General features: G+C 46.8%; 21 protein-coding genes. 16 read left to right on the top strand and 5 right to left on the bottom strand.

The features are described from left to right. Positions 1-56: 56 nt before the first annotated feature. From EOO50_RS11685 to EOO50_RS11660, 6 genes are all read left to right on the top strand, one after another. On the top strand, positions 57-515 hold the full coding sequence (locus EOO50_RS11685; protein ID WP_290840315.1) for a hypothetical protein: 459 nt from the start codon (positions 57-59) through the stop codon (positions 513-515). A 184-nt stretch (positions 516-699) separates the two neighbouring features. Continuing rightward, positions 700-1419, top strand: a complete 720-nt coding sequence (locus EOO50_RS11680) for an ABC transporter ATP-binding protein (protein ID WP_290840313.1) — start codon at positions 700-702, stop codon at positions 1417-1419. Beyond that, positions 1416-1595, top strand: a complete 180-nt coding sequence (locus EOO50_RS11675; protein ID WP_290840311.1) for a hypothetical protein — start codon at positions 1416-1418, stop codon at positions 1593-1595. Before EOO50_RS11680 ends, EOO50_RS11675 begins: the two co-directional genes overlap by 4 nt. Next, the gene (locus tag EOO50_RS11670) at positions 1592-4021 is read left to right on the top strand and encodes an ABC transporter permease (RefSeq protein ID WP_290840309.1); all 2430 of its coding nucleotides are present in this window, start codon (positions 1592-1594) and stop codon (positions 4019-4021) included. Before EOO50_RS11675 ends, EOO50_RS11670 begins: the two co-directional genes overlap by 4 nt. 130 nt (positions 4022-4151) lie before the next feature. Next, positions 4152-4676 carry a hypothetical protein gene (locus tag EOO50_RS11665; RefSeq protein ID WP_290840307.1) on the top strand — a complete coding sequence of 175 codons (525 nt, stop codon included), beginning with the start codon at positions 4152-4154 and terminating at the stop codon, positions 4674-4676. Next, entirely contained in the window at positions 4673-5563 is an 891-nt protein-coding gene (locus EOO50_RS11660) for an alpha/beta hydrolase (protein WP_290840305.1), read from the top strand. The genes EOO50_RS11665 and EOO50_RS11660 overlap by 4 nt, the downstream gene beginning before the upstream one ends. Positions 5564-5685: 122 nt before the next feature. Here the strand turns inward: EOO50_RS11660 and EOO50_RS11655 are convergent, their stop codons facing one another. Beyond that, complete coding sequence (locus EOO50_RS11655) at positions 5686-6270, bottom strand: porin family protein (RefSeq protein ID WP_290840304.1); 585 nt, start codon at positions 6268-6270, stop codon at positions 5686-5688. Positions 6271-6559: 289 nt separating this feature from the next. On the opposite strand from EOO50_RS11655, the gene EOO50_RS11650 reads away from it, so the two are divergent. The 4 genes from EOO50_RS11650 to EOO50_RS11635 all read left to right on the top strand — a co-directional run bounded on the left by EOO50_RS11650 (position 6560) and on the right by EOO50_RS11635 (position 10038). Further along, positions 6560-7699 (top strand): Mrp/NBP35 family ATP-binding protein, encoded by a 1140-nt coding sequence (locus EOO50_RS11650; RefSeq protein ID WP_290840302.1) that lies wholly within the window; start codon positions 6560-6562, stop codon positions 7697-7699. A gap of 95 nt (positions 7700-7794) precedes the next feature. After that, a complete protein-coding gene (locus EOO50_RS11645) occupies positions 7795-8034 on the top strand; it encodes a NifU family protein (protein WP_290840300.1) in 240 nt (79 codons plus the stop codon). 237 nt (positions 8035-8271) lie between these two features. Then, entirely contained in the window at positions 8272-9324 is a 1053-nt protein-coding gene (locus tag EOO50_RS11640; protein ID WP_290840319.1) for an NAD(P)/FAD-dependent oxidoreductase, read from the top strand. After that, positions 9325-10038: a methyltransferase gene (locus EOO50_RS11635; RefSeq protein WP_290840298.1), complete on the top strand. Its 714-nt coding sequence runs from the start codon at positions 9325-9327 to the stop codon at positions 10036-10038. On the opposite strand, the gene EOO50_RS11630 is transcribed toward EOO50_RS11635, so the two are convergent. Continuing rightward, positions 10039-11562 carry a carboxypeptidase-like regulatory domain-containing protein gene (locus tag EOO50_RS11630; RefSeq protein WP_290840296.1) on the bottom strand — a complete coding sequence of 508 codons (1524 nt, stop codon included), beginning with the start codon at positions 11560-11562 and terminating at the stop codon, positions 10039-10041. A gap of 365 nt (positions 11563-11927) precedes the next feature. Here EOO50_RS11630 and EOO50_RS11625 point away from each other — a divergent pair, with 365 nt between their 5' ends. From EOO50_RS11625 to EOO50_RS11605, 5 genes are all read left to right on the top strand, one after another. After that, positions 11928-13106 (top strand): acyl-CoA dehydrogenase family protein, encoded by a 1179-nt coding sequence (locus EOO50_RS11625; protein WP_290840294.1) that lies wholly within the window; start codon positions 11928-11930, stop codon positions 13104-13106. Between the two features lie 380 nt (positions 13107-13486). After that, positions 13487-14269, top strand: coding sequence for a DUF3050 domain-containing protein (locus EOO50_RS11620; protein WP_290840292.1), 783 nt, complete (start codon positions 13487-13489; stop codon positions 14267-14269). A 92-nt stretch (positions 14270-14361) separates the two neighbouring features. Continuing rightward, positions 14362-15744, top strand: a complete 1383-nt coding sequence (locus EOO50_RS11615; RefSeq protein WP_290840290.1) for a T9SS type A sorting domain-containing protein — start codon at positions 14362-14364, stop codon at positions 15742-15744. An 89-nt stretch (positions 15745-15833) separates the two neighbouring features. Next, positions 15834-16595: an SGNH/GDSL hydrolase family protein gene (locus EOO50_RS11610; RefSeq protein WP_290840288.1), complete on the top strand. Its 762-nt coding sequence runs from the start codon at positions 15834-15836 to the stop codon at positions 16593-16595. A gap of 106 nt (positions 16596-16701) precedes the next feature. Next, complete coding sequence (locus EOO50_RS11605) at positions 16702-17424, top strand: intradiol ring-cleavage dioxygenase (RefSeq protein WP_290840286.1); 723 nt, start codon at positions 16702-16704, stop codon at positions 17422-17424. A gap of 106 nt (positions 17425-17530) precedes the next feature. Here EOO50_RS11605 and EOO50_RS11600 read toward each other — a convergent pair whose 3' ends face one another. The 3 genes from EOO50_RS11600 to EOO50_RS11590 form a co-directional block, all read right to left on the bottom strand. After that, positions 17531-17854, bottom strand: a complete 324-nt coding sequence (locus tag EOO50_RS11600; protein WP_290840284.1) for a 2Fe-2S iron-sulfur cluster-binding protein — start codon at positions 17852-17854, stop codon at positions 17531-17533. A gap of 85 nt (positions 17855-17939) precedes the next feature. Further along, positions 17940-18464, bottom strand: coding sequence for a ribosome maturation factor RimM (gene rimM / locus EOO50_RS11595; RefSeq protein WP_290840282.1), 525 nt, complete (start codon positions 18462-18464; stop codon positions 17940-17942). 11 nt (positions 18465-18475) lie between these two features. Further along, positions 18476-19102, bottom strand: coding sequence for a 30S ribosomal protein S16 (locus EOO50_RS11590; RefSeq protein WP_290840280.1), 627 nt, complete (start codon positions 19100-19102; stop codon positions 18476-18478). A gap of 195 nt (positions 19103-19297) precedes the next feature. Here EOO50_RS11590 and EOO50_RS11585 point away from each other — a divergent pair, with 195 nt between their 5' ends. Then, a complete protein-coding gene (locus tag EOO50_RS11585) occupies positions 19298-19792 on the top strand; it encodes a DUF6252 family protein (RefSeq protein WP_290840278.1) in 495 nt (164 codons plus the stop codon). Positions 19793-19988 lie beyond the last annotated feature (196 nt).

Genomic DNA, 19988 nt, shown 5'->3' with positions numbered 1-19988 from the left:
ATCTAATTGTCAATTATCCATTATCCATTGTCAATTAAAAAAAATCACCAATCTAAATGAAAAATCTAACTTCAATCGCGCTTTTCCTTATTGCAATTTCGGTAAGCGCACAATCAAAACACGTCACGGTTTCGGGAACTCACTTTACGCAAGGTGTCGACAGTAAAAAATGGAGCAACGACACTAATGAAGCGTCAACGTCGGCCAAATTCAAGGAGTATTCCGGAGAAAGTTACATCACGTTTGTTTCGGACGCTAACGTAAAACTTTTATTCGATTACGTTTTGGCACTTACCAAAGGTGAAGGCGAAATCGTATTTTCGGGAAATGGAGAAGAGCGTCACGTAGCGACACTTGCGCTAGGTTCAAATGGGAAAGGCGTGAATACCGACAAAAAAACCTTCGAACTCGAGGCCGGAAAAGAATACCGACTCGTGTTCAAAGGTAAAAATGCAAAAGGAATGTTCAAGTGTAAGTGGACTGAAACGGGGAGGGAATTGACATTGGATAATTGACAATTGAAAATTATCGGAGTTCAGAGTACGAAACGTTAACGAGAAAAAATCGAAAGCAAAAAACAAAAACAATCCGATAATCGGCATTTCGAAATAAAGAAAACGAAAATACTAATGCAAGAGTTATACGCAATTTTGCATTATGAATTGTCAATTATCCATTGTCAATCATCACTCAAAAAATATGATCACAATCAACAACCTTTCAAAAATTTTCCGCACTGAAGACGTGCAAACAACCGCGCTCAACGGCATTTCGATCAAAATCAACCAAGGCGATTTCGTATCGGTCATGGGGCCGTCGGGCTGCGGGAAATCGACGTTGCTCAACATCATCGGGTTGCTCGACAGCGCGAGCGGCGGAAGTTACCAGTTGCTCGGCAGCGAGATGATCGGGCTCAAGGAAAAGGAACGCGCCGAATTCCGGAAGCACAACATCGGGTTCATTTTCCAGAATTTCAACCTGATCGACGAATTGTCGGTGTTCGACAACATCGAATTGCCGTTGATTTACAACAAAGTTCCATCGTCCGACCGCAAGAAGAAAGTCGAGGAAATCGCCGAGAAACTGGGAATCGCACATCGGTTGAAGCATTTTCCACAGCAACTGTCGGGCGGACAACAGCAACGCGTCGCCGTCGCGAGAGCCTTGGTAAACGATCCGAAAATCATCCTTGCCGATGAACCGACGGGAAACCTCGACTCCAAAAACGGCAACGAAGTCATGGAACTCCTGACCGATCTGCACGCGAAAGGCGCGACGATCCTAATGGTGACGCACTCTGACTACGACGCGTCATTTTCCCAACGCACGATTCACATGAAAGACGGCGTGGTGTTCTCTGAGAAGAAAAATCAGCGCAACGTCGACGTATTCATGGACGCCCAAAACGAAACGCGATGACGAAGATCATATTTAGATTTACGATGGCCGTGACGTCGGCGATCGGGAGTTATACGTCGGGCGTGAACATCGATATCCCAAAGATGCCGAGACCCGAAATCCGCGTGGAGAAGATAAAAAACATCGAAGTCGAACCGATCAGATTGGTCGAAAACAAAAAAACGGCTTTGTCATGATAAAGAACTGGATCAAGGTTTTCGTGTATCAGCTCAAGCAAAACAAGCTGTTCTCAATTTTAAATACGCTCGGGCTTTCGATTGGGATCGCGGGAATCGTATTTGCCGTTTTGTATTGGAACGACGAACATTCGTACAACCAATGGAATCCCGGAAAGGACAACATTTTCCAGGTCGTGAACAGCGTAAGTGCTGACCTGAGCTGGCCTTACTCCAACGAGCCCCTCGGGCGTTATGCCAAAGAAACGGTTCCCGAACTCCAGGATTATTGCTATACCGAATCGGGCTATCACAAAGAAGTCGTGCATTATGGCGGCAAGAAATTCCTCGTCGAAAAAATCTTCGAGGGACAGCAATTGTTCTTTTCGTATTTCCCGTTCGAATTTATCGAAGGCACGCCCGAATCTGCGCTTACCGACGAAAACAGCATGGCGCTCGAGGAAAAAACGGCAAAAGCGATTTTCGGAAATGAGAAAGCCGTTGGGAAACAAGTCGTGATGTCGAACAAGAAGTTTACGATCCGCGGCGTGTATCGAAACGATACGAAATCGTCGATCGCGCCCAATATCATGACCCGCAACATCGAACAGTTTTTGCGCGAGAACAAAGACCAATGGGGAAATTACAATTTCTCGCTGTTGCTTCGGCTCAAAAATCCCGACGACAAGGATAAGGTCATCAAACAGCTCGAGCGACTGTATGTCGAAAATATCTCGGCCAAATATGCCAAGGAAGAAGGCATGGCGCTTGACGACTACATCAAAAAGAACGGGCAGGTCAACGTGGCGCTCGAACCGTTGGACGACGCGCGCCTTCATTCCAAAATCGACGGTTATCCTGAAGGTAAAGGCAACTACAAATTCCTGCTCATAATGGCGAGCCTATCGCTGCTGATTTTGGTTTTATCTATCGTGAATTACGTGAATCTTGCCACGGCCGGCGCGATAAAACGCGCGAAAGAAGTCGGCGTACGTCGGATCATGGGCGCGAGCAAGTCGAACATTGTTTTGCAGTTCCTGTCCGAGACCGTTTTCACGACAATGTTCTCAATCGTGCTCGCGTTGGCGATCGTCGAACTCGGATTACCGTTTTACAACGACTTTTTAAGCAAGGATTTAACGATGAACGGAAGCGAATTCTTCTTGAAACTCATCGCGATTTTCGTGCTCGTGATCGTTTTTGCAGGGATTTTCCCGGCCGTTTACGTGTCGAATTTCGAAACTTTAAAAGTGCTCAAAGGCAATTTCGGGCGCAGCAAAGGCGGCGTTTGGATTCGCAACAGCATGCTTGTGATGCAATTTGCGATCGCGACGTTTTTTATAATCGGCTCTCACATCGTGTACGAGCAAGTACATTTTATGAGCACGAAGGATTTAGGCTTCAACGGAAATCAGGTCGTCGATATCGTGTATCGCAACAATTACGACTGGCACGAACCGAATTTCAAGGAAAAAATGGTCGCGCGTTATAGACTCGTAAAACAAGAGGTCGAAAAAATGCCCGGAGTAAAAGCCGTTTCGGGAGGCGCGTTCTCATTTGGGCATAGTGTGAACTCGACGTCGGGATTCGACTATAACGACAATCAGATCATGGCCAAGAACATGGCGGTCGATTTCGAATTTTTCGACATGATGGACGTAAAGGTTGTAAAAGGCCGAAAGATATCCAAGGATTTCGCGTCCGACACGATACAGTCAGTGCTTTTAAACGAAACGGCGGTGCGCAAAATGCAGGAAAAAGATCCGATCGGCAAGAAATTCAAGTGGAACGATCACGAGTTCACGATTGTTGGAATCGTCAAGGATTTTCACATCAACGGGCCGCAAGAGGAAATTCCGGCGATGATTTTCTTCCATTACCGAACCGTCGACTGGATGATCAACAACACCAACCATATCATGGTGAAGGTCGATCCGCAGCAGACCGAAGCCGCGCTGGCGTCGCTTGAAAAATTTTGGAACAAGACCGTCGATCCTGAATATTCGTTCGAATATGATTTCGTCGACAAGAATTTCGCGAGAACGTATAAAGCCTTTGTCAATCAACGCAATCTGTTCGAGTTGCTCAACGTCGTCGTAATCCTGATCGCATTGTTCGGATTGTTTTCACTCGCGTCATTTTCAATCGAAAGGCGCATGAAGGAAATCGCGATCCGCAAGACATTGGGAGCCGAAACAGGTTCTTTGCTCAAGGAATTGTCGAAACAATATTTGCTGTTTTGCATCATCGGTTTCGCGATCGCCTTTTTTCCGACGCGCATCATTTTGTCGAAATGGCTCGAGGAATTTGCGTATCGCGTCGAGATTACGATACTGCCATTCCTGATCGGATTCGCTGTCTTGGGAACACTGACGATCGCGGTCGTAATCGCGAAGGCATACAAGGCGACGAAAGTGGATGTTTTGCGGTATTTGAAATACGAATAGGAGGAACGCTGCGCTCGTGCTTATCATACGCTACATCTGAAATCTAAAATCAGCAATCTGAAATCAAAAACGGCGAAAGGCGCTCAAGCTTGACGCCGTTTTTATATATTGTACGCTGTAAACCAACAACATGATTTTCGAGTTCAAGTTCAACCCAACGGCGTATCGCACACAATTCCGCGAGACGTTCAACCACATGTGGGGAAAAGTCCTCAAACAACGCAATTATTATTTCATTGGTGGCGCGATCATTACGGCGCTTGGGATTTTTGCGGTGGTCGGGAAAAGCAATTTTGGGTATTTGTTTATTTTTATTTCGTTTGGATTGTGGTATTGGGGTTGCAGGTTGCATCTGCATTTTTACGACAACCGAAAGAAGTACGAAAGAAACATCGAAGAAACGATTTCAAATTATCCTGCTGACGGCATAATCATCTGGGAATTCCAGCCCGACCATTTCATCTTCAAGGATTACAGGATGGAAACCAAAATGCTGTGGTCAGTGTTTTCAGGTTATAGGATGATTGGCAAAAACATGGTGCTCGAATCAAAAGTCGGGATCGGCTATTCGCTTGCCGCCGACGAGATCGGCAAAGAAGATTTCGAAAAAGTGATCACATTCCTAAACACAAAAACCAAAAAGCTCACGACATGAAAAAATTGCTGATGATTGCTCTCGCGGCCGCGATTTGTTCGTGTTCGAAACAAGAGTTGAAAGAAAACCCGAATCCGCAGCAGGCCTATGACGACGCGCTAAAAACGTCCGACTACGGCAAGAACAAATCCGGGAAATTCTACGACATCCGAGGATTCAAGATGTATTGTGAAACCTACGGAAGCGGCGAGCCATTACTTTTGATCCATGGCAATGGCGGCAACATTTCGAACTTCGTGATGCAAATCGACTATTTCTCGAAAAAGTATAAAGTGATCGTGCCTGACAGCCGCGCCCAAGGAAAATCGATCGACGCGAAGGATTCGTTGAGTTATGAGATGATGGCCGACGATTTCTCGGAACTGCTCAAACAATTGAAAATCCAAAAAGCCGACGTAATCGGTTGGAGCGATGGCGGAATCAACGCGTTGTTGCTCGCCAAACGCCATCCCGAACAAGTCAAAAAACTCGCGATCACAGGCGCAAATGCGTGGCCCGATGAAACCGCGATCGAACCCGGCGAATGGACGAACATGCAAAAAGGATTTCACGAAATCGAAACGAAAATAAAAAGCGGCGCGTCCAAAAAACCTGAAGATTCGCTTTCGTACAAACTCCAAAAATTGATGGCCGAAAATCCGCACATTTCAACGCGTGACTTATCGGAAATCAAAGCGCCGGTTTTGGTAATAGGCGGCGATCACGACATGATCAGGCCAGAACACACGCTCGCGATTTTCAGGGCTTTGCCGAACGCACAACTTTGGATAATGCCCGATTCGGGACACGCGACGTTAATTGGTTTTGCCAAGGAATTCAATGAAAAAATCGACGCGTTCTTCTCGCGGGATTTTCATATACGCGCCGAAAACGAACGGTTCTTTTAGGAAAAAATGTCATTTCGAATCCTTGCGATTCTTTCTTCGCATCGAAATGCCCAACTAACGTAACTCAATTGCATGAAACGAAAAAGCAGCCATTCCTGACTGCTCTTTCCTACCTTTTTTTTTTAGAATTTGTAACCTGCCGAAACCTGGAATACCCGGTTCTGGATTTTGTTGTCGCCCAGGTCATTGATGTCGGTAAATCCAAAGTTGTAACGCGTCTGAATGAACAAGCCGAAGTCGAATTCATATTCGAGGTTTAAGACGGCTGCGAAATCGGTCGACTTGTAGATGTCTTTTATGTCTTCTTCCTCTCCGCCGCCTTCCGCTTTTGCGTTTACCAAAAATCCGACCTGAGGACCGATGCCCACGCCGAAACCTTTAACGCCGAGATTGTTGTATTTGAAAACGATCGGAACATTGACGTAATCGACATGGAAGTCTATTTTTTCTCCCGCATCCTCCAATGTCGTTCCTTGTTTCGAATACACGACTTCAGGCTGTAATGACAGGTTCTCAGTAAACGCGAACTCCACGACACCGCCCACGTGGAATCCGATTTTCGATTCCTGGTCGATACTCCCGAGTTCCTCGATTTTTTGCGTCGCGACGTTCAATCCGCCTTTAACGCCGAAGCGAACCTTTTTTTCTTGGGCGTGGGCCGCAATAGTGCATGCAGCGACAAGCGCCGTTAAAACGATTTTTCTCATTTTTGTTTGTTTTGTAAATGGATAGTGGCGTGAAAATATAAAAAAAATTACTGCGGTTGATGAGGTCGATGTGAAATTTGACGAATTTTTTAAATCAAACCGAACTGACGCAAAGCGGTTAAAGGCGATCAGAAAACGTTGCGTTGCGGTCGGCAATTATCACTTTCGCATGAACGCCGAAGAGTTTTCAATTATTAACTATTAATTACCCAATTATCAATTGCCAATTGTGATTTGTCAATTATCTTTGCAATCTGAAATCAGTCTTAATAAAGACTGTCGCAATCCTATGAAATTAGACCGTAAAGAAATACTGAAAGCGCTCGAAACCATTACCATAGCCGGAGAAGGCCAGAACATGGTAGAGAGCGGAGCCGTTAAAAACGTACTCACGTTCGGCGACGAGGTCGTAGTCGACCTGGTTTTGTCAACGCCCGCGATGCATATCCGCAAAAGAGCCGAAGACGACATCAAGAAACTGATCCATGAAACGTTCTCGCCCGACATCAACGTAAAAGTCAATTCCAAAGTCGAAGTTCCCGAGAAAGGAACCGAGAACCAGATCAAAGGCAAAGCCGTTCCCGGAATCTCGAACATCATCGCAGTCGCTTCAGGCAAAGGCGGTGTCGGGAAATCTACGGTAACCGCGAATCTCGCCGTGACGTTGGCCAAAATGGGCTTCAACGTCGGGATTCTGGACGCCGACATTTACGGGCCGAGCATGCCGATCATGTTCGACGTCGAAATGGAAAAACCAATCTCGGTCACCGTCGATGGAAAATCGAAAATGAAACCCGTAGAAAGCTACGGCATCAAAATATTGTCGATCGGTTTTTTTACGGCGCCGAGCCAAGCCGTCATCTGGCGCGGACCGATGGCATCGAAAGCCCTGAACCAGATGATTTTCGACGCCGATTGGGGCAATCTCGATTTCATGCTCATCGACCTTCCGCCGGGCACGGGCGACATCCATTTGAGCATCATGCAATCACTGCCGATCACGGGCGCGGTCGTAGTCAGCACGCCACAAGCCGTTGCATTGGCCGATGCCAAGAAAGGCGTTTCGATGTTCCTCAGCGATGCGATACAAGTGCCGGTTTTGGGAATCATTGAGAACATGGCTTATTTCACGCCCGAGGAATTGCCTGATAACAAGTATTACATTTTCGGCAAAGAAGGTGCTAAAAACCTCGCTCAGGATCTGAACGTTCCGTTTCTTGGCGAAGTGCCGCTCGTACAATCGATACGCGAAGCCGGTGATTACGGTCGTCCCGCAGCGATGCAGACCGCGTCGGTCATCGAAAGCATTTTCGAGGAAGTCACGCGCAACGTCGTGCAGGAAACCGTGAACCGCAACGAAAGCCTTCCGCCGACCGAAGCGATCAAGATCACGACGATGGCGGGATGTTCTGCCGTTAAGAAGAATTGAAAGATTGAAAAATTAAAGGATTAAAAGATTAAAGACTCGGTTATCATGACACCGAATCTTTCAATTTTTAAATCTTTAAACCTTTAAATAAAACTATGAATACAACCGAATTAACCCAAACCGTAGAAAAGGCGCTCGAAGAAATCCGACCGTTTTTGAACAGCGACGGAGGCGATATTTCACTCGTTTCGATCGACGACGACAAACACGTGACCGTGCGTTTGCAAGGCGCCTGCACAAACTGCAGCGTGAACCAGATGACGTTGAGGGCCGGAGTCGAAACGACGATCAAAAAATACGCGCCACAAATCGAAACGGTTACCAACATCGCTTAAATTTTTTGGGCGTGCCGGCGGCGTCAAGTCGCAGTTACAAAAGCAATAGCAGTTCGCCGCCGTCGGGCTTCCGCTGCAATCTTTTGGTTTGTTGACCAAAAGGATTTCCGCTAAAATCCCTCACGCGGGTGCGGATTATCGGCGCGATTTCGTCCAACTGATAAATATCATAACCTCGGCCAAAGGAATACCGGAATTTTACATAAATCAAACTCCGAGGCCATGTTCAAAAGAAAAATGATCAAAACCGACATACTTATCATCGGCGCCGGCCCAACCGGATTGTTCGCCGTTTTCGAAGCAGGACTTTTAAAACTGAAATGCCACATAATTGACGCTTTGCCACAAATCGGCGGTCAACTTTCAGAACTCTATCCAAAGAAACCCATTTTCGACATCCCCGGATTTCCTGAAGTGCTGGCAGGCGACCTGATCAAGAACCAGATGGAACAGATCAAGCAGTTCGAACCCGGATTCACATTGGGCGAACGCGCTGAAACCATAGAAACGCTCGAGGACGGAACCTTCATCGTCACAACCAACAAAGGAACCCAACATCATTGCAACGCCGTCGCGATCGCGGGTGGTTTGGGGAGTTTCGAACCACGCAAGCCCGTTATTGAAGACATCGAATTCTACGAAGACAAAGGCGTCGAATATTTCGTGAAAGATCCTGAAAAATACCGTGGGAAACGCGTCGTGATCGCGGGCGGAGGCGACTCGGCTCTTGACTGGAGCGTATTCCTCGCGAACGTTGCATCAGAAGTCACGCTGATCCACAGACGCAATGAATTCCGCGGCGCTCTCGATTCGGTCGAGAAAGTCCAGGAACTCAAACATGCCGGTAAAATAAAACTCATCACGCCGGCTGAAGTCGTCGGGCTCAACGGAGCAGAGAAACTCGAATCCATCGACATAGACGAAAATGGCGCGCACCGCAATATCGCCGCCGACCATTTCATCCCGCTTTTTGGATTGACTCCGAAGCTCGGCCCGATCGCAAATTGGGGATTGGAAATCGAGAAGAACGCCATCAAGGTTAACAATGCACTCGACTACCAAACCAACATTTCAGGCATTTACGCGATCGGCGATGTGAATACGTATCCCGGAAAATTAAAACTCATCCTTTGCGGGTATCACGAGGCGACCTTGATGGTCCAGTCGGTTTACCAACGCATGAATCCGGGCAAAAAGTACGTGTTGAAATACACCACGGTTTCAGGTGTCGACGGTTTCGACGGCACGCGCAAAGAAGCTGAAAAAGCCGTAGTAAAAGCCATCGACTAGATGTTCAATTTCAAGCAATTCGCCGTGCGTCAGGAAAAAGCCGCAATGAAAGTCGGTACCGACGGGGTTTTGCTTGGCGCGTGGGCTTTAATTGATCATGATCCATTTTCAATACTCGACATCGGAACAGGAACAGGTTTGATTGCGTTGATGCTCGCCCAACGTACATCGGCCGAAATCATCGAAGCGCTTGAAATCGACGGGAATGCATTTGAAGAAGCCGTTGAGAATTTCGAGCAATCGCCTTGGAACGATCGTCTTTTTTGCTTTCACGCGTCGCTCGACGATTTCATGGACGAACTCGAGGACGAAGAATACGATTTGATCGTTTCCAATCCGCCGTTTTATTCCGAAGGTGTTTCATCGGGAAATGAATCCAGAGATAACGCGCGACAAAACCAATCGTTGCCTTTTGGAGATTTGGTCGAAGCGGCCGGTGTCTTGCTGTCGGACGAAGGAATTTTTTGCGTCATAGTTCCGTTTAAGGAAGAGCAAAATTTCATCGCACTTGCACAAAATGAAGAGTTGTTCCCGATTAAAATTACGCGTGTGAAAGGAACGCCGGATTCGGAAATCAAACGAACCCTGATCGCATTCTCAAGAACCCAAAACGAAATTCAGGTTGATGAATTGGTCATCGAAACCTCGCGGCATCGTTACACGACCGAATACATCAACCTGACTTCAGGCTTTTATCTGGATTTAAAATCCTGATCAATTGTCAATAGGAACACTGAACTGCTTCATTTCTTCAAGCGGCTCGATCGCGGCATTGTCCTTCCAGATACTCGCGTCGTATTTTCGTATTTTCTGGTAGGTGAAATTCTCCTCTTTCACTGCGTCGAAATCGGCACTGGCGATCTCGCTTCGGTTCACGTTGAGATATTCGGTTTTTTCGAACATATTGCCTTCGATTTTTACGTCGAGCGCGAAAACATCCTTGTCTGACTTGGCGAGTTCTATGAATTTCAACGGTCGGTTCAAATATATGTACTGGCCGCTTTCTTCCGAAGCATATTGCAAGAAATAACCCTCGCCGTCTTTGTTGGGTTTGTAGATAATCGTGCCACGGCTGATATTTTGGGCCGTTTTCACACCGAGCAATAATTTCACGTTCACGCTGTTGAGTTTTCGGCCTTCGTACAAGGAATAGTCGGCGCGCAATACGGCGAAGTCACTGTCGGAAACATAAATTTTGCCCTTGTAGTTCGCACGGCCTTTGCGCGGCTTGAACGTCAAGACATAGGCGAAATTTCCATCGTTCATATAGACCGATCCTTCATACTTGTACTCATATATGTCGCTTTCTTTTATGAAATCCAGGCTCGGGCTGTTCAGGAAGTTCTGATCGGTCGTAAAATTAGTAACCGAAGTCTTGGCGTGCGTAAGCTCATTCCTGACTTCCTTATTCTTTTTCTTTTTCTTGTTGAAGTCCTTGCGCATCGAAATCGTGTCTTTTGTTCCGAACCAACCACTTTTAAAGCGATAGTATTTTGTCGAATCCAAATGTTTAAGGAACAGATCAGTCGTTACTTTTTCAATATCGTCAAGCGAACTCATACGCGTTTCATCTTTCAGGGTCGTGGCTTTTACGACATCGAGTTTGGATGAAAGCGTTTTTCCATCGGTAGTGGATTTTGTTGGGGAATTGTAATAGTTGCAAAGCATGTCGATGAAGACGCGCGGCGGGCTTGACACTAATTTTGACGTAAAGGCCGTGACTTCAGAATTGATTGTCTTCAAGTTGTTTTTTGTGAAGCCCGACGATTCGGTGATTTCGAGATCAAGGATTTTAGGTGCGAACGAGGTCGATTTCCTGATAAAAAGTTTGTCTTTCACAGGTTGTTTCGAATTTCCATAATTGCGGGAAAGGTTCTTTTTGACTTCGGCCATGATCACTTTTGCGTCGGGCGGCCCGGAAACGTTGACCATGTCGAGTTCGATGGGAGTCGGTTTTAACGCGATGACTGAATTGTTCGATGTGATGCCGCCCACGGTCAATTGTCTTCCCGCATACCCGAAGAACGAGACCAGGACAACCGCATCAGGATTGCTGTTTGCGGCTGAAATCGTGAAGAAACCTTCGTCGTTTGAAATGTGATTCTCAGAATTGTTCACGCTGACACTGGCGTACGAGATGACTTCCTTGGTTTCGGAATCGATGATTTTTACGGTCGTCTGTGCCGATAAGCAGTGGATTGACCCTATAAAAAATAGGAGTAAAGCGATTGATTTCATGTTGTTTTGGTTGAATGATTTGTAACGTAGACGGTTTCAAAACGATTAGGGTTGCACGATGTTACAATTTTTTTTCGGGTTGTGGGTGATTTGGTGTTTTGATATGCGTGAGAATTTGATTTTGAGAATCATTAGATTGATGCGGATTTTAGGAAAATGTATGGTTTTAATGGCGTGTTGGATGGAATTTGGGTTTTACCTTATAACCCTTTAAGAGTTTGAAACTCTTAAAGGGTTGCGAATCCAAAAAAAATCGCCCAATCAATCCAAAAAAATCCCATACCAAAACTTTCCACGAAATCGGTTTCGTAACCTTGCCGTTCCCATAATCTTCCTTACTTTTGCCGCGTTAAAAACTTGATTCCATGAAGCCAGACTTGTTCCAAGCGCCCGATTACTACAACCTCGACGATTTATTGAACGACGAGCACAAATTGGTGCGCGACGCCGCCCGCGAATGGGTAAAGCGCGAAGTTTCGCCAATCATCGAGGATTACGCGCAAAAAGCCGAATTCCCGAAACAGATCATAAACGGCCTCGCCGAAATCGGTGCGTTCGGTCCATACATTCCTGAAGAATACGGAGGCGCGGGCCTCGACCAGATTTCCTACGGCTTGATCATGCAGGAAATCGAGCGAGGCGATTCAGGCGTCCGATCGACTGCGTCGGTGCAATCGTCGCTCGTCATGTACCCGATCTGGAAATACGGGAACGAGGAACAACGTATGAAATGGCTTCCGAAATTAGCCTCGGGAGAATTCATCGGCTGTTTCGGCCTGACCGAGCCCGATCACGGTTCGAATCCCGGCGGAATGACCACGAACTTTAAAGACAAAGGCGACCACTACCTTTTGAATGGCGCCAAAATGTGGATTTCAAATGCTCCATTCGCCGATATCGCCGTAGTTTGGGCGAAAGACGAATCGGGCCGCATCCACGGGCTCGTCGTAGAACGCGGCATGGAAGGTTTCACGACACCGGAGACGCACAACAAATGGTCGTTGCGCGCATCGGCTACGGGCGAACTTATTTTCGACAATGTAAAAGTTCCGAAAGAGAACCTGCTACCAAATAAATCGGGTCTCGGCGCGCCGCTAGGCTGTCTCGACTCGGCCCGTTACGGCATCGCATGGGGCGCGATCGGAGCCGCGATGGATTGTTACGACACGGCTTTGCGTTATTCTCAGGAGCGCATCCAGTTCGATAAACCTATCGGAGCGACGCAATTGCAGCAAAAGAAATTGGCCGAAATGATCACCGAAATCACCAAAGCACAATTATTGACGTGGCGTCTCGGCGTCTTGAGGAATGAAGGTCGCGCGACAACCGCACAGATTTCGATGGCGAAACGCAACAACGTCGACATGGCGATCAATATCGCACGCGAAGCACGTCAAATCCTTGGCGGAATGGGCATCACGGGCGAATATTCGATCATGCGCCACATGATGAACTTAGAATCGGTGATTACATATGAAGGAACGCACGACATTCACTTGTTGATTACGGGTGCGGATATTACCGGGTTTCCGGCGTTTAAGTAGTCTGTAACAGACAATTGCGAAAAGCAAAAAACGAAGGACATTTTTATTGGATGTTCTTCGTTTTTTTATTCGAAGCTATTCCGGCTACCGCTATTAGCTTTCTCAAAAGTCATAGATTTTGCAAGCGTTTTTGATGGGCTTACTTTGGTCGCCATCAAAACGCCGCAAAAGCTAATGTCTTTTTTCAAAAGGCTAGCCGCTTGTATCCGGGCTAGGCAAAAACCTCAATCTCCAAAAAACCGTATATCATAAAAGTTTGGTTTGAAATCTTTGAGCAACAACGAATTATCGCTTCGGTGGCTAAAACGATGTATGTTAATCCTATCGAACCGTCGTAATTTCCAGACACGTTTTTTTACTTTTGACCTAAATACCGCTTCATGAACATTGCTACAATCAATGCGGCCATTCAACCGCAGAAAGATATTCTATTACAACATCCGCTTTACAACAAGATTAAAACCGTCGAGGATCTGCACATTTTTCTCGAGAATCACGTGTACGCCGTGTGGGATTTCATGTCTCTTTTGAAGGCGTTGCAACAGAAACTCACGTGTACGACAACACCTTGGTTCGCGACCAAGAATCCTGAAACGAGATATTTGATCAACGAGATCGTGCTCGCCGAGGAGTCGGATCTTGCGATCGACGGAACGCGCAAAAGTCATTTCGAAATGTACCTCGAAGCGATGAAATCCTGCGGAGCGAGTACATTGGAAGTTGAATTGTTCATCGAGGAAATCTTCGCCCTGCACAACGAATTCGTCGCGATCAAGCGCAGTAATTTACACGCCGATGTGAAGGCGTTTCTCGATTTCACGTTCCGCGTGATTGAGGAAGGCAAATCGCACAAGATCGCCGCCGCGTTCACATTCGGGCGCGAAGATTTGATTCCCGATATGTTCACGCAGATCCTCAAGAATTTTCAGGCGCAATTCCCCGAGACCGATTTGTCGCAACTCGTATATTACTTTGAACGCCACATCGAACTCGATGCCGACGAACACGGCCCGATGGCGATGAAGATGATCGACGAATTGTGCGGTGACGATATTCAAAAATGGAAGGAAGTGCAGGAAATTTCTGTACAGGCGCTCGAAAAACGCATCGGTTTGTGGAATGCAATCGAGCAGCAAATCACGATGAAGCCCGAGTTGGCTTAATTTTTTCACCTCTTAAATAGCAGATTTAACCTCTTTTAGGTTGTTTTTTCCAACTAAAAAATTAGATTTGCGCCCTTACTTAAATCACGTCTATGAGAAATCGTTTTACTTTAACATCGGTGCTTTTCCTTTTGGTGTCGATCGCATCATTCGCGCAAACCTCGCGCACGGTTTTCGGAAAGCCCGTTAACAGTATCAACCCATCGAATGGATTGGTTCGTTGTGTTTCATCGGAATATGAACAATCACTTCAGGAAAAAATATCAGGTCGTGCGACCGAAGCGGAATTCGAAGCGTGGATCGCTCCAAAAATCGAAGAAGCGAAACAGAGAATGGCCAGCGGAAAAAGCGTAAACGTAGTCGTAACGATTCCGGTCGTCGTGCACGTAATCCATAATGGCGACGCTGTCGGAACAAGCGAAAACATTTCAGATGCCCGCGTTCTTTCGCAAATCACGGTGCTTAACAATGATTTCCGTCGTGTCTTTGGTACGCCGGGTTACAATACGAATGCTGTCGGAGCTGACGTTGAAGTACAGTTTTGCATGGCTCAGCAAAAGCCTGACGGAACTGCCACGAACGGCATCGACCGCGTAAACCTCGGTTTGGCGCAATGGGCGACCGAATCAAGCATCGAAACGAATTTGAAACCGAATACGATCTGGGATCCGACGCAATATTTCAATATCTGGGTTTGCCAGTTCAGCTCGAATTCATCGGCTGAGATGTACGGAATTTTGGGTTACGCACAATTTCCTGACAATTCAGGACTTGGCGGGCTTAATCCGATCGGCGGCGGTGCTACGACTGACGGTGTGATCATCGACTGGCGTTGTTTCGGTTCTGCCGATTACGCTCCGGGATCTTATTATACTGATTATGATAAAGGACGTACTGCAACGCATGAAATCGGGCATTTCTTCGGTCTTCGCCATATTTGGGGCGACAACAGCTCATGTACTGTAAACGCGACCGACAGCGCAAAAGATTATTGCCCAGACACGCCTGCCGCTTCAACTGAGAATTATTACTGCGATACGGTCGTTAATTCATGTGCGCTAGCCGCCGGAAACGACATGGTCGAGAACTACATGGATTATACGAACGATATCTGTATGAACATTTTCACGCTGAACCAAAAAGCAAGAATGCTTGCGGTATTGCAGAACTCGCCACGTCGTTCGACGCTCACGACTTCCAACAAATGCGCGGCGTTGTCAGCTGATTCGTTCGACAAATTGCAAGGCATGAACTTGTATCCGAACCCGGCCCAGACGTTTGTGACTATCGGTACTCAAGGAGATTTGCCGTCGTCGTATGAAGTGTTCAACACGCTTGGACAAATCGTCGCCAAGAAAGTTATCGCGAGCGATGCTGACTTGACGATCCCGACTTCAGAATTCTCCAACGGCGTTTATTTCGTAAAAGTTACTGTAGGAAGCGCGCAAAAAACGTTGCGTTTCATGAAAAACTAATAGTGATCTGATCATATTTGAAAGCGGGACTTGTTCCCGCTTTTTTTATGCCGAAAAACTACATCGGCCAAAACCGCGTATATTTAGGTATGAAAAGCATCTTCTTCACCATATTGTTCGCGAGTGTGTTTTGCATGGGTTGCAATTCCGACGATAAAGGTTCGACTTCACAGAATCCGGATCCGACGAATCCGACGCCCACAAACCCGAATCCTACCGATCCTACGCCCACGAATCCAAACGCGATCCGTTATATCGCGCTCGGCGACAGCTACACGATCGGGCAAAACGTTTGCGAAACCTGTCGTTTTCCGGCCCAATTGAAGGCGGCGCTTTCGGCTCAGACCATGCGCGAAGTCAATCTTGAGATCATCGCGACAACGGGTTGGACGACCACGAACCTTATTTCGGCCATTTCATCGAACGACCCTGATTCCAACCACGACTTGGTCACGTTACTCATCGGCGTAAACAATCAGTACCAACACAAACCGTTTTCAGTCTATCAGCAGGAATTCCCGCAGCTTGTAAACACAGCGATCTCGCTTGCGCAGGGCGACAAGGACAACGTGATCGTGGTCTCAATTCCCGATTATGCGTACACGCCGTACGGCCAAGGTTCGAGTCCCGAATACCAGGCGATTATCTCGTCTGAAATCGATCAGTATAATGCTTTCGCCCAATCGTATTGCGAAACCAACGGAATCGTATTTGTCGATATTACTGACATCACTAGGCAAGGTTTGATGTATCCGAGTTTGGTCGCGTCCGACGGTCTGCATCCGTCCGAAAGCGCATACGCGAGTTTCGTCGAACGTTTGCTTCCTAAAGCGATCATCGCCGTGGAATAACTCTTTAACATATTTTTACCTCAAGAATCTTTTCGTTTGCCTCAATTGTAAACGCGTATACAATTTTCTGTTTTCGTTTGCTGTTCTATACCCAAACCACCGCATCATGGAACGAAAGCAATTTTTACGAGGACTTGGCCTTTTTGGCCTGAGCGCTGCGATGATCCCGACGTTGGCGGCTTGCGGAAACGAAGACAGTTCGGCCTCGAACGACAGCGGCGTGATCGATACGGGCGATCCGTCTGATTGCGTCACGACCCCGACTGAAACTGAAGGCCCGTTCCCGACGCACACGCCGTCCTCATTGGTCACGACCGACATCCGCGGCGATCGAGAAGGTGTTTTGCTCGACATCACGATCGCGTTGCTCAATAAGAACGACGATTACAACGCGCTTGAAAATGCCATCGTCGACATCTGGCATTGCGACGCCGACGGCAATTATTCGGAATACGGAGGCACGCAAATGCAATCCATAAACTACACGAACGTACACTTTTTACGCGGCCGGCAAACGTCCAACTCGGCCGGAGAGGTTTCCTTCACCTCGATCTTTCCGGGTTGGTACAACGGCCGTGCGACGCATATTCACGTGCATGTTTACAATGCGTCGGGCAGTTCGCTACTGGTTACGCAAATCGCATTTCCTGAAGCGACGAACAGCGCCGTCGTGCAAGTCAACCAAGAATACGGGACGGGAATGGACGGTTATACGTACAATGACGACGATAATGTTTTCTCAGACGGTTTCACGTGCGAGTTGTGTACCATCACGGGAAGTGTCGCAAACGGATACGCGCTCGAACACATCATCAACGTGTCGGCCTAAAGATAATACTGGTTAGTTTATTTTGTTGTTTTTTATTGGTGAAAAGGCGGGGTTTTTTACTCCGCTTTTTGTTTAATAAAAAATAAAAATGAAGAATAAAAAGTAATTACTCCGGTGCCAGCTCAAGTTCGAGCCCGTCAATCTCAGGAGTAATGTGGATTTGGCAACCCAATCGGCTGTTCGGTTTCACATTGAACGCTTCCGACAGCATTGCGTCTTCATCGGGTGACATCTCTGGAAGTGCGACATCGTTGAGCACATAACATTGGCAGGACGCGCACATGGCCATTCCGCCGCAGATACCGATGGTTCCTTCAGGCGCGAGTTCGTACGCACGCACGAGTTCCATGATGTTCATGTTCATGTCGGTCGGAGCTTCGACTGTATGTTGGACTCCGTCCCGGTCGGTAATTTTAATACTGATATCCATCCCCAAAATTGTCAATTATCCATTGTCAATCATCCATTGTCAATTGTCAATCATCCATTGTCAATTATCAATTATCCATTGCCAATTAAAGATACATTTCGATAAGTCCTTCAGGCAAATCCATCACGACGCGTTTTCCTGCGCGGTCGATCTCGACGAGGAATTGGTCGATCATCGGGATCAGGATTTCCACGTCGCCATTTTTAACTTCGAACAAAGGCTGTGCGACCGAATCGTTTATGGAAACAATTTTTCCGACGACACCTAATCGCTTGTCGTCGACTTCAAACCCAATGACTTCGTGGTAGTAAAATTTGTTCCCTTCGAGTTTCGGCAACAAATCAAGCGGTAAGTAAAGCGATTTGTTGAGGATCGCGTCGGCATCGGCTTCGCTTGTCACGTCCTCGAACTGCACGCGCAAAAAGTCGTTCTTGTGCAAAAAAGCGCTTTCAATAAAAAATGGAACCAGGTTTTTGCCCATTTCGACAAAAACCGATTCCATTCCTTCATACTGTTCGGGATCGTCGCTGTCAATGTAGACAAGCACTTCACCCTTGAAACTGAATTTTTTGGCGACTTTGCCTAAGTAGAAGCAATCTTCTTTACGCACCGCCAAAATAATTAAGCTTCTTTTTCTTCGCCTTCAGTCGCAGCTTCTTCAGCGGCAGGAGCTTCTTCAGCAACCGGAGCCTCATCGGCAACAGCTTCAGTAGTAGCTTCAACTTCGGCAGCCGGCTCAGCAGCTACTTCTTCTTCAACCTCTTCTGCAGGAGTTGCAGCAGCGATCAAATCAGCTTCAGCTTGTTTAGCAGCAGCGATACGGCCTTCGTTTACTTTTTTCTCAGCGGCAAGAGCATCGGCTTTCGCTTTTTCTTTAGCTGAAGAAAGAGTGTCTTTCTTGGCAGTTACTTTTCCTGATTTTTCGTCAAGCCATTTTTCCAATTTAGCATCGGCAGCCTCTTGCGTCAAAGCACCTTTGCGAACGCCTCCATCAAGGTGGTGTTTCAACAATGCGCCTTTGTAAGAAAGGATTGCACGAGCTGTATCAGTTGGCTGCGCACCGTTATGAAGCCACTCGACAGCTTTGTCAAGGTTCAAATCGATAGTTGCAGGATTTGTGTTTGGATTGTAAGTACCGATTTTTTCAAGGTATTTACCATCTCTTTTTGAGCGGGAATCAGCCGCTACAACCCAGTAAAAAGGTTTCCCTTTTTTACCATGTCTTTGTAATCTAATTTTTACTGACATAATCGTATGATTAAATTTTGGGTACTCGACCCCGTTAATTAAGGGCGCAAAGATACTGTTTTTTTTATAACGACGTTTCTAAGTCGCTAATTTTTCAGATGTTAAAAATACAACCCTTTTGATTTTTTTAATTACTTTGCTTCGCGTTGCGTGAAAATGCTATTTTTGTCACACAAAAATTACAACCTACAAACTATGAAGAAGATACTTTTACTATTCGTTGCGGCATGCGCACTTAGCTCTTGCACGACCGACGTCCGAGACAACAGCCCTGCATTCGAAGGACTTCGAAACGGCAGCCGTTGGCGCGCACCCGGAGTCGTGGCTTATCTTGGAGCCGGCGGCGATTTGACCATAACGGGAGCAAACCGTTTCGAGACGCTTGAATTGCATACGACGTCAACCGCGCCCGGAGAATACATTTTGGGAAACAGCGCGACGAGAACCGCAACTTTCACCGTAGCGACCAAGGAAGGCGTGGTTGAAAAAGTATACCAAACCGGAGTCGGGATCGGAGACGGGAAAATCACGATCGAAGAATACGACGAAGTCAAAAAAACAATCACGGGGAAATTCCTGTTCAATGCCATCGATACCGAGGCTGAAGATCCTGAAGATCCTACCGCTGCCGAAACGATGAATTTCACATCGGGCGTGTTTTACGAAGTTCCGGTGTATCCGACTTTGTAATTACTTGAAATATGCTTGAAGCCGTCTTGAAAAAGGCGGCTTTTTATTTGGTACTAATCCGGTTTTTGTTTTAGACCTAACAGGTTTTCAAAACCTGTTAGGTCTTAGCGAAGTTCTGTAAATTCCGCAAAAGGAAACTACACTTTTTCTACCTCATTTGTTAAATTCCCAAAGTTGAAAACCACTTCCTTTTGTT

The sequence above is a fragment of the Flavobacterium sp. genome (assembly GCF_004211145.1).
Lineage (GTDB): Bacteria > Bacteroidota > Bacteroidia > Flavobacteriales > Flavobacteriaceae > Flavobacterium.
Note: the sequence above shows the minus strand (reverse complement) of the source record. Positions and strands in the feature narration are given on the sequence as shown.